The 10731-nt window shown below is 35.8% G+C and carries 10 protein-coding genes and 1 riboswitch; of the genes, 1 reads left to right on the top strand and 9 read right to left on the bottom strand.

The genetic code is table 11. The features are described from left to right. The first annotated feature begins 262 nt into the window (after positions 1 to 262). Positions 263 to 1234 carry a 2-hydroxyacid dehydrogenase family protein gene (locus CN925_RS07865; RefSeq protein ID WP_098845691.1) on the top strand — a complete coding sequence of 324 codons (972 nt, stop codon included), beginning with the start codon at positions 263 to 265 and terminating at the stop codon, positions 1232 to 1234. Between the two features lie 53 nt (positions 1235 to 1287). Here CN925_RS07865 and metQ read toward each other — a convergent pair whose 3' ends face one another. From metQ to CN925_RS07820, 9 genes are all read right to left on the bottom strand, one after another. Next, on the bottom strand, positions 1288 to 2109 hold the full coding sequence (gene metQ, locus CN925_RS07860; protein WP_098845690.1) for a methionine ABC transporter substrate-binding lipoprotein MetQ: 822 nt from the start codon (positions 2107 to 2109) through the stop codon (positions 1288 to 1290). Between the two features lie 22 nt (positions 2110 to 2131). Next, on the bottom strand, positions 2132 to 2800 hold the full coding sequence (locus CN925_RS07855; RefSeq protein WP_098845689.1) for a methionine ABC transporter permease: 669 nt from the start codon (positions 2798 to 2800) through the stop codon (positions 2132 to 2134). A 1-nt stretch (position 2801) separates the two neighbouring features. Beyond that, positions 2802 to 3803 (bottom strand): methionine ABC transporter ATP-binding protein, encoded by a 1002-nt coding sequence (locus CN925_RS07850; protein WP_098845688.1) that lies wholly within the window; start codon positions 3801 to 3803, stop codon positions 2802 to 2804. Positions 3804 to 3942: 139 nt separating this feature from the next. Beyond that, a riboswitch (SAM riboswitch) is annotated at positions 3943 to 4053 on the bottom strand. Positions 4054 to 4130: 77 nt separating this feature from the next. Continuing rightward, entirely contained in the window at positions 4131 to 4493 is a 363-nt protein-coding gene (locus tag CN925_RS07845; protein ID WP_098845687.1) for a hypothetical protein, read from the bottom strand. 202 nt (positions 4494 to 4695) lie between these two features. After that, positions 4696 to 5019 (bottom strand): thioredoxin family protein, encoded by a 324-nt coding sequence (locus CN925_RS07840; RefSeq protein WP_098845686.1) that lies wholly within the window; start codon positions 5017 to 5019, stop codon positions 4696 to 4698. Positions 5020 to 5034: 15 nt separating this feature from the next. Further along, on the bottom strand, positions 5035 to 5385 hold the full coding sequence (locus tag CN925_RS07835) for a ribonuclease M5 (RefSeq protein ID WP_088014517.1): 351 nt from the start codon (positions 5383 to 5385) through the stop codon (positions 5035 to 5037). A gap of 213 nt (positions 5386 to 5598) precedes the next feature. After that, positions 5599 to 5982, bottom strand: a complete 384-nt coding sequence (gene gcvH / locus CN925_RS07830) for a glycine cleavage system protein GcvH (protein WP_098845685.1) — start codon at positions 5980 to 5982, stop codon at positions 5599 to 5601. Positions 5983 to 6027: 45 nt separating this feature from the next. After that, positions 6028 to 6384 (bottom strand): arsenate reductase family protein, encoded by a 357-nt coding sequence (locus CN925_RS07825; protein ID WP_098845684.1) that lies wholly within the window; start codon positions 6382 to 6384, stop codon positions 6028 to 6030. Between the two features lie 461 nt (positions 6385 to 6845). Continuing rightward, complete coding sequence (locus tag CN925_RS07820; RefSeq protein WP_098845683.1) at positions 6846 to 10649, bottom strand: S8 family serine peptidase; 3804 nt, start codon at positions 10647 to 10649, stop codon at positions 6846 to 6848. Positions 10650 to 10731: the final 82 nt, after the last annotated feature.

The following is a 10731-nucleotide window of genomic DNA, read 5'->3' as shown; positions in this document are numbered from 1 at the left end:
CTTCCTCATGAACCTCTTATTAAGAATTACATTTTAAATTTTTGCTAAAATACACAATTAGACTTCCGTTTGTTCTATATTGATTATGCTTTATTTCAACGGTGAAGCAGACTACGATCTGCTTTTCCCATTGATAACAAATCTTAAAAATAAATAGATTCTTTAAACTAACCAAATACTAAAGTGAACAAAAACTTGAAACTTCATTTATAATAAAAACATTAACAATCCATTATTAAACTGTTGAAAGAAGGTTTCTAATTTGGCACATATCTTAGTAGCGGGGAAAATTCCAGAAAAGGCTGAGCAATTATTAAAAGATCATCATGTTATTGTTTATGAAAATGAGCAATTAATTACAGAAGATGAATTGTGTGAACTTGTTAGTGAGGTAGATGCAATTTTAAGTTTACTATCCACTCCAATCACAAAAAGAGTAATTGATGCTGCTAAAAATGTAAATATTATTGCTAATTACGGAGCAGGATTTAATAATATCGATGTAGATTATGCAACTAGTAAGGGGATTCATGTGACAAACACTCCACTCGTTTCTACAGACGCTACCGCTGAGCTAACTTTAGGAATTCTCTTAGCTGTTTCCAGAAGAATAGTCGAAGGAGACGAACTTTGCCGAACAAAAGGTTTTGAAGGATGGGCTCCATTATTCTTTAGAGGAACAGAAGTATCAGGAAAAACTTTAGGTATTTATGGTTTTGGAAATATCGGACAAGCAGTAGCTAAACGAGCTAAGGCGTTTAATATGAATATTATTTATCATCAACCAAGAAGATTGAGTAATGAACTAGAACAACAATTAAATGCCACTTACGTATCGCTGGATGAACTTCTACAGACTTCTGACTATATAACCCTTCATTGTCCTTATAAACCTGAGCTACACCATTTATTTGGTAAAGAAGAGTTTTGCAAGATGAAAGACTCGGCATTTTTTATCAATGCAGCTAGAGGTCCTTTAGCGAACGAACAGGAATTAGTAGAAGCATTAAAGGAAGGTATTATTGCGGGCGCTGCTCTCGATGTATTTGAATTCGAACCAAAAATAACAGAAGAACTAAAATCACTTACAAATGTTGTATTAACACCTCATATTGGAAATGCAACATATGAAACTCGTGATGCTATGTCGGAAATAGCAGCTAAAAATATTATTGAAGTTATTGCTGAACGACCACCAATCTCACCTGTAAATCAAATTCTAGTGAAGAATTAAAAATAAAAAAGAGGGTTCCCATCAAAAGTTACTTGGGGTACCCTCTATTTTTATTATTGACTTACAGGTACTACAGCACCTTTATATTTTTTAATGATGAAATCTTGAATTTCTTTAGAGTGTAATACTTTTACAAGCTCTTTAATTTCTTTTTTATCTTTATCACCTTTACGAACAGCAATAATGTTTACATATGGAGATTCTTTACCTTCTAAAGCAATAGCATCTTTCATTGGGTTTAAACCAGCATCAATCGCGTAGTTTGTGTTAATTAACACTGCGTCGCCTTCATTGTTTTGATAAACTTTCGGAAGCATACCAGCGTCAACATCTGCTTGGAATTTTAGGTTTTTTGGATTCTCTGCTATGTCTTTAATTTGAGCAGTAGTAGGATCTACTCCAGCTTTAAGTTTAATTAAACCTTCATGCTGTAATAAGCTTAACATACGACCATGGTCAGCTACTGAGCTACTCATGATAATTTTAGCTCCATTTGGTAGATCATCTAAGCTCTTATATTTTTTAGAATAAACTCCGATTGGCTCGATGTGGATGCCACCAGCGTTTTCAAATTTGTAACCATTTTCTTTCATTTGAGCTTCTAAGTATGGAATGTGTTGGAAATAGTTTGCATCTAATTCTTTAGAATTTAGTGCTTTATTTGGTAAAACGTAATCTTGGAATTTAACAATTTTTAAATTAATTCCTTCTTTTTCAAGGATTGGCTTAGCTTGTTCTAAAATAACTGCGTGCGGTACATTTGATGCACCAACCACTAATTCCTTATTTTTATCTTCTCCACCTTTATTACATGCTGCTAAAGATAATGCTAAAACACCTGCTCCTAATAATCCTACGATTTTTTTGAAATTCACTGTCAGTTCCTCCCTTATATGATTAAGCTCTTTTATCTATTTTTGTTGTTACTAAATCACCAATAAATTGAAGAATGAATACGATTAATAAAATAATTACTGTCGCTACAAGTGTTACTTGGTTATTTGAACGTTGGTACCCTTCCATAAATGCTAAGTTACCGAGTCCACCACCACCTACTACACCAGCCATTGCTGTATAACCAACAATTGCGATTGTAGTAACAGTTAAACCTGAAATAATTGCTGGTAATGCTTCTGGTATTAATACTTTTACGATGATTGTAAAGGTACTAGCTCCCATTGCTCTTGCAGCTTCGATTACACCTTTATCAATTTCACGTAATCCGATTTCAACCATCCTTGCATAGAATGGTGCAGCACCAATTATTAATGCTGGTAATGCAGCTTTTGCTCCAAGCATAGTGTCAAGAATAAAGATGGTAAATGGAATTAATAAAATGATTAAAATGATAAACGGTATTGAACGAAAAATATTTACAAACGCTGCTAGGATAGTATTAAAAAATTTATTTTCAAGAAGCTGATCTTTGCTAGTTAAAAATAAGAATAAACCTATTATTAGTCCAAAAATGAACGTTGCAAGTGCAGCTATTACTGTCATGAATAATGTTTCTTGAGTGGCTAAAAGCATTGCATCCCAATCAACATTCGGAAAAAGTTGTGTCATCTTATGCTACCTCCACTTCAACTTGTTTTGATTCTAAATAAGCAATTGCCTCTTTGATGTTATTTATGTCTCCAACAAGTTGAATCTTCATTGTCCCATAAGAGCCTTCAGCAGTTTGAACAATTTTCCCTTGCAGAATGTTAATCTCAATATCAAAATGCTTAACAACTTCAGAAATATGTGGCTGATCTGCTTGACCATTTTTAAAGGTAAGCTTGTAAGTATTATCCTTCCCATCACCATGAGAAATTACTTCACCTTCATCGCCTTTGATTTGCGTCACAAATTTCTTTGTAATTGCTTGTTTAGGACGAGTAAATACATCAACAACATGGCCTTCTTCTACTACACTTCCGTTTTCCATTACAGCTACTCTTTGACAGATTTTTTGAATGACATGCATTTCATGAGTAATTAGGATAATTGTAATGCCAAGCTGTTTATTTATATTAGTTAGTAAAGCTAATATTGAATCCGTTGTTTCTGGATCTAGTGCAGAAGTCGCTTCATCACATAAAAGAACATCTGGATTATTAGCAAGTGCTCTTGCAATTCCGACACGTTGCTTTTGACCTCCACTCAGTTCAGAAGGATAAGCATTTTCTCTACCTTCAAGACCAACAAGTTTAATTAATTCTTTCGCACGATTAATGCTTTCCTTTTTTGGAACTTTAGCAATTTCAAGTGGGAAAAGTATATTTTCTAATACAGTTCTTGACCACAATAAATTAAAATGCTGAAAAATCATTCCTATTTTCTGTCTTGCTTTTCTTAACTGATTAGATGAGCATTTAGAGATCGATTGACCATTAATAATAACTTCACCTGTTGTAGGTGATTCAAGTCCATTCAGCATACGTAATAACGTACTTTTCCCTGCGCCGCTATATCCGATCATGCCAAAAATTTCACCTGCTTCAATATTTAACGAAACATTTTGTACTGCGGTAACTGTGCCCTTTTTACCCTTGTATGTTTTACTTACATTATTTATTTGAATCATACACTTGTTCTCCTTTCAAAACATTCTAACAACTTTTCTTTCAATTTTTTGTAAGAAAGTACTTTTTTAGTCGCATAAAACAAAAAAACCTTTCAACTCACATGAGCAGAAAGGTTTAACATACAAAAAGTATTCCTTTCTCTCATCTCTCAAAGCATATGCTTTGCAGGAATTAGCACCATTTCAATGACGATCATTGACGGTTGCTGGGTTTCACAGGGCACAGTCCCTCCACCTCTCTCGATAAGAGTTAACTTACGATCTATTTAGTTGTTGAGTGCAATTTCTTTAACGTAAGTCCAATTCTACAAAGATAGACACAAGTTGTCAACAATTTTCTATAAGTTTTTTTTCGTTTTCAACACTCGTATATTGAAAAATGGTTTCCATAAGTAGTAATAATCGATAGTTCCCTTCAAAAGAAGCGTCATTTAGTTTTAATAAAAGCCCTAATCTTTGCAAACCTGAATTTAGATATTCCCATCCATCCTTTGAAAAACTAACTCTGAGTTGCGGAATCGAACGATCAATTACCTCAATAAAAGGAGCCTTTTTGCTTAACTTTATAAAAACTTTTTCATTCAGACAATTAATTTCTACAATCTTTTCTTCAATTGGCAAAATGATTTGTAAATATTCCTTTTTTATAAATAAGTTTCTTGCTTGTCCAACCCACTCCTTGATTTCCATAATAAACACCTCTCCCGAATTCTTTAATCTTATTTTCTCATAGATAAGAGGTGTATTCTTTATATTTCTCTCGACATTTACCTTGATAAAAATCTATATTTTAATTTTATTTCTACAACATTCAACTCATTTCCCAAGAAATATGTCTAAAATCAGGAAATAGTTTTAGCCATATAAAAAGAGTGCAACTAACAGTATGCACTCATCGTTTAATATATAAATTATATTTTTTTAACAATTCATGTAAATAAGGTACAGACTTGAAAGCGTAAATTTTTTGTTTTATTTCCCCATTTTCAAAAATAAGTAAACAAGGTACACTTTCAACTTTCCAACTTTGAGCTTCCTCCACTATTTCATTAATATTCACCTTACAGATTGGTAAATTTGGCAGAATCTCATTTACTATTTCTAGCATTTTTGACGCTACTTGGCATGTACCACACATTGCGGTATAGATATAAATAACTGTTGTCTCTTTTGATTGAACTCTTTGCATTATTTCATTCTTTGTCCATTGCTGCATAATCTTTATTCCTTTTTAATTTGTACGTAAATAATCTGTAAATACTAAAATATCCGCCCCTAATAATACACTAGCTAAATGTTGACTCGGAGCTGTTGCCACTTCTCGATAACTTCGATCAATGTACAGATGCTCTGCCTGTGGAAATTCTCTTTTTAACAGTCTTCTAAGCTTTTCACCGGCCTCATCTGCATCTACTAACACATAGATTTCTCTTAAATCTAACATTTCAGCAAGCTCATCTAGCTTTGAAGTACCAACTGTACCATTCGTACAGATAATATCAACAGGCTCCTTTATGATCGTCTGTATCTTTCTCTTATCAGTAGTACCTTCGACAATGATAACTTTTCTTTGATCTTCAATATTCACTGGGCATCACCTAATGTATAGGACTCAAAAACTTTTGACTAAAAATCTTTTGTATATAGTATATTCGATTTCCTCTTTGTTGTTTCCTTTTTTTCCCTTAATGAAAATGTCCCTTTAAATTATGTTTTATGTAAATAAGTTAAGCTTTATTACTTTTATTATACACTCAAAATAAAAAAGCGCCCAAAAGGACGCTTTTTTAGATAATTAATCTTGATTGATCATTTCTTCGTATTGACCAGCAGTCATTAACTCATCAAGTTGAGAAGCGTCTGTAGCTTCAACAACTACCATCCATGCTTTTTCGTATGGAGATTCGTTTACGAATTCAGGATTTTCATCTAGATCAGAATTTACTTCAATTACTTTACCACTGATTGGAGCATATAGTTCAGATACTGTTTTTACAGACTCAACGCTACCGAATGGCTCATTAACAGTAAGCTCATCGCCTACTTCTGGTAGTTCAACAAATACGATATCTCCAAGCTCTGATTGAGCGAAATGAGTAATACCGATATAATATTTATTACCTTCAACTTTTACCCACTCATGTTCTTCTGAATAACGTAGTTCATTTGGAATTGACATTGTGAAATCCTCCTCTGATTAATTACCTTAAATTATATAGTTATTTTATAACCAAACCTTTTCAAATACTTCTTCATTAAAACCAACTGTAGCTTTTTCTCCATCAAAAAGTAGAGGCCTTTTAATTAATTTACCATCTGAACTTAGTAGTTCTAATAGCTCGTCCTCAGTTTTTGTTGGAATAACATCCTTCAACCCAAGCTCACGATACTTAACGCCACTTGTATTAAATAATTTATTTATAGAAATTCCACTTGCTTTATAAACATCAGCAAGTAACTCCTTTGAAGGTGGATTTAATGTAATATCAATTGCTTCAACCGGAATATTATGTTCTTTAAGCCAAGAAGCGGCTTTTCGACAAGTTCCACATTTTGGATATGTATAAAAAATAATACTCATTTTAGCAACTCCTCCCAAAATCTATTTTATCACAGGGAATAAGCGAGTTAAAATAGTTCCGTTCGAAAATTCTGTAATAAATTGTCGTCAACACCATTATAGCAATATTATGATGCACAAACTAGCATATTGTTCGTGTTTTGAACTATTTTTATGCCAAATCTTTAAATTTTTATATCCATTTCAAAAATTTTTCTAACAGAATTCAAAATTACCGTTTCTACTTTCCTCAACATTTATTATTATGTCACAACTAATTGGAAAAATATCCTTCTATACTGATTAAATTAAACCAGAAAATATTTTATACTTAATATTACCTCTAATTAGGATTATTTTAGACCTTACAGAAAAATTCTTTATACATAAAAAAAAACGGGCAAAAACTACCCGTAACAATTTGTTCAATCAATTTATTATTCTATACTCTATTACTTCACTTTTTAGTAATTAATCTATAATTAGCGAACTCCATATGCTCTAATAGTAGTTTGTTCAATCTGACTACCATTAACGTCCCACGCTTTAATTTTCAAAGAAACGTACCCAGATACTGGATTTTTTATAGTCACAGTATATTTACCATTATTTTTTTGTACCTTTGCATTGTTCCAAGTGTAGCCATCATCATTAGAGACTGAAACCTCTAAACCACGCATGTCCGGTGTAGCACCTGATTGAAGATCGAATGATAGATCGAAATGGTCGGTGATACCACCTTTTGCATTGTTCTCTCCATCAAGTTGAATGGCATATCTCGGCCACAATAACGCTAGGTCTTCCTTACCATTTGTAGGTCGAGTAGACTTAAATGTCCACGCAGTACCTGTAGTTGTTGATAATCTTGACCACGTTGATTGTTTAGTATTCATAACAACACGGTATGTCGCTTGCTCAGGGCTAACAGCAATTGGTTTTCCGTTAGAGAAATATAAAGCTTCATTTAAAAGATTATCGTCCTTAAACATTTGCACTTTCGCGGTGTCATCTTTCCAAAGGAAATCTCCCCAGTGGGTAGGTTCGCTATCACCGAACTCATGATTGTTTATTATGATATTATCTCCTTCGCGATAGGCCATAATATTCTGAGACTGACCGATAGCTGCACCTAACCAAGTTTGTTCATGTTTTTCACCAGCATCATAAATCCAAACTTCATCCTGTACGTGTTGGCCTATTTGCTCTGGATTTGGATAAACCGTTTGGTACCAACCCATTTTGTCCATAGTCGGCCACTTGCTACCAGTAGAGTACCAATCCTCCCTATCTAGTGGAGTGTCAATCCAATTTACGACTTGGAAGATTCCCCCTTCTTGTGGACGAACTGCCGACATCGTTTCACCAATGTATTTACCCTTAGTTCCACGGAAATGATTTGTCACGATAGCGGAATTTTCTGCAGTCACTTCATCACTAGGATCTTCAGGAATTGCACCAGGAACCATCATTGATATGTTATATACGTATGGGCTATTTGCGATACCCCTTAAGTCGATTAAAGTTGGACCGTTCGCAATTCGGTTAAGAAGGGCAGTACCATCTTCTTGTCCAAGCGTATAGGCAGGAATACCGATATTATCAGCTTTTTTTACGCTAACAAAATAAATTCCTGGTCTGTCGTTAACTAGGACCACCGCTTGAGCACCGGCGTCTTGTAAAGCTTTAATTTGGTTGGCAGTTCCCTGATTATCATCACGAGTAACGACCGCAATCTTACCACTAACCTGCTTACCGATCAGATCCTCAGGCAATGCTTTACCTAAATTTACTGCTTTTAGATTCTTATGTCCGTCTAATCTAGGCGCAAAAACTACTGGTTCTAGTGGAAGCGTTCCTCCAAGTCCATCATAAGATGCCTTGATTACAGGAGCATACCTACGTTCCTCGAAGGAATACTCAAATGTCCCTGCACCATCTGGCAATGGCTTAGTCGGAACTACGTAAATGTGATCCCAAATCGGACCGCTCGCGGTTTTCATGTAGTCAACTCCCTGCTGAACGCCTATAAACTTTTGACGATAGCCGATTTTGAATGCACCCTGCTCGGATTCCTTTGGTGTGGAGATTTTGACCTCTTTACCTATCCTAGCATCCAGTGTAATTGATTTATTCTCATCAAGCTTCAACTCTACCAATGGATCACCTGCAAGAGTATAGTTCTCAGTCCAACCGGACTCATCATCTTTTGTGTATATAGTTCCCATAAACGAATAACGCCCTGGCGGCAGTAAAACACTCGTATCCTGCCCTGCTGCAGGGTAAATCTGCGTGACTTTGCCCGTGTCGAGGTTAGATGCAATAATTTCAGCTACTCCTTTCTTACCGTTTCGATCAATCGTTTGAAGGGTTACCCTAACTGATGGTTCAGCCTTCGTTGCACCTATAATCGTATTGATTATTTTATTGTCACTTGAAGTAGCCGTAACTATAGCTTTATAATCTTGAACAATGCCAAGTGATGGATTAACTGTCACATTCACCTCACTGCTTCCATGGGCTGGAACAGTTACTGTTGTCTGATTTAATGTAAACATTCCAGCAGGTGCTGTTGTTAAGTTTTCACCATTGGCGACCAAGGAAAGATTCAATATCACCTCTTTATCAGATGGGTTAACATATTTATACGTTTTTACTTTTGGCTGATCTTTTGCCATAACAGCTCCCAAACTGACAACTGCAGGGCTACTATAAACGTTAGCATCTAAGGCATTCACAATATTAACCCGTCCACCTCCTTGTTGGTATGGTGTGTAGCGGAAATTCAATGTACCTGTATCAGCTAAAACTTGCTTAATATGATCTCCAGTCCAATCTGGATGTCTTTGTTTTAGAATTGCTGCAGCACCCGCTACGTGTGGTGTAGCCATTGAGGTACCGCTGGCTTTTGTATAATTTGCGTCAACTGGTGTACCCATCGTAGTACCTGCAGCACGTGCAGCCACAATATCTACTCCTGGTGCAGTAACTTCAGGTTTCACATTGAAATTGTTGATCAGCGGACCACGGCTTGAGAAGCTCGCCAAAAATCCAGTTTCAGATTTGTCAACTGCTCCAACCGTTAATGCTTTTTCAGCAGCCCCTGGAGAAGATACTGTGTTCTTTTTAGAGCCATTATTCCCGGCAGCAATTACAAATAATGTGTTGCTAGATTCACTTAAATTATTTACTGCTTGGCTTATTGGATCCGTACCATCACTCGGATCAGCACCACCTAAGCTCATACTGACAATATCAGCTTTTTCTTGCACAGCCCATTGCATCCCAGCGATAACTTGAGAATCAGAACCTGAACCTTCATTACTAAGTACCTTTCCAATTAAAAGGTCTGCACCTGGAGCAACGCCCTTTTGCTTACCACCAGAAGCTGCACCTGAACCCGCAATCGTTGAAGCGACGTGCGTACCGTGTCCGTGGTGATCCACAAAGTCTTCACCTTCAATAAAGCTCTTTGTTTCTTTAATGGAATTTTTAACATCTGGATGAGTCGGATCAACCCCAGTGTCTAATATGGCTACTTTAACGCCCTTGCCATCGTAGCCTGCACCCCATGCTGTAGGTGCACCAATACGAGGAACACTCGTGTCGAGTGCTGCATGTACTGGCTTGTCCAACCAAATCTTTTTTAAACCTTCTGTAAGTTCAGGTTTAGATTGCTTTGTAATATCCTCTCCATCAACAGCATTCCAGAATTTCTTAGCATGTTTTTTATCTGCTTTTACTGCAACTGCATTAACACTAGTTAGATCTAAAGTTTTTGTCGCTCCTGTCGTCACAGCTTCCTCAGCTGATTTACTAACAGCCGAATCATTTCCTGATTCTTCAGTGACAATTAACGGAATACTTGTTTGGTGAGCATCATCATAACCATACTCAATCAATTTCGTTATATTAAACAAGTCCTCATCCATTTCATTAGCTGCCAAAAATCGGATCACTGAATCTGGAATCAGATAATAATCACCGTCAATCGTTTTCTCAGTAAAAGAGACTTGTTTACCGTCTTCACTTGGTACAAGTGTCCCAATCAAAGTTCCATCACTGTGCTTTTCGACTGTTACAACGTCACCAGTAACCAGCGTAATCTTGTGCTGCTCAACCGTCTTAGAATTCTCCTTCAACTGAGACGCCTGAACAGTAACAGTAGGATTTTCCATAGATGTTTCATCATTGGCATATGAATTACTAGTACTCGTCCCCAAAAGGACTACAGAGGCTAAGCCTGCTGTCATTACATTAATCAGTTTCTTGTTTTCTTTTTTCCCCATTTAGACTCTCCTTTTTCCAACCAACTGTAAGTTAATTTATTTGTAAAAATGTAAAAACTTCATCCTCATGTCTCGACTTTAC

It is taken from the genome of Bacillus sp. AFS055030 (genome assembly GCF_002574545.1).
Classification (GTDB): domain Bacteria; phylum Bacillota; class Bacilli; order Bacillales; family Bacillaceae_G; genus Gottfriedia.
The sequence above is the reverse complement of the archived record's forward strand: the minus strand, read 5'-3'. Positions and strand labels throughout refer to the sequence as shown.

Excerpts from the sequence above, each read along its gene's own strand:
- CN925_RS07855 (WP_098845689.1), bottom strand. The coding sequence starts at position 2,800 with ATGACACAACTTTTTCCGAATGTTGATTGGGATGCAATGCTTTTAGCC.
- CN925_RS07850 (WP_098845688.1), bottom strand. The coding sequence starts at position 3,803 with ATGATTCAAATAAATAATGTAAGTAAAACATACAAGGGTAAAAAGGGC.
- CN925_RS07845 (WP_098845687.1), bottom strand. The coding sequence starts at position 4,493 with ATGGAAATCAAGGAGTGGGTTGGACAAGCAAGAAACTTATTTATAAAA.
- CN925_RS07840 (WP_098845686.1), bottom strand. The coding sequence starts at position 5,019 with ATGCAGCAATGGACAAAGAATGAAATAATGCAAAGAGTTCAATCAAAA.
- gcvH (WP_098845685.1), bottom strand. The coding sequence starts at position 5,982 with ATGTCAATTCCAAATGAACTACGTTATTCAGAAGAACATGAGTGGGTA.
- CN925_RS07825 (WP_098845684.1), bottom strand. The coding sequence starts at position 6,384 with ATGAGTATTATTTTTTATACATATCCAAAATGTGGAACTTGTCGAAAA.
- CN925_RS07820 (WP_098845683.1), bottom strand. The coding sequence starts at position 10,649 with ATGGGGAAAAAAGAAAACAAGAAACTGATTAATGTAATGACAGCAGGC.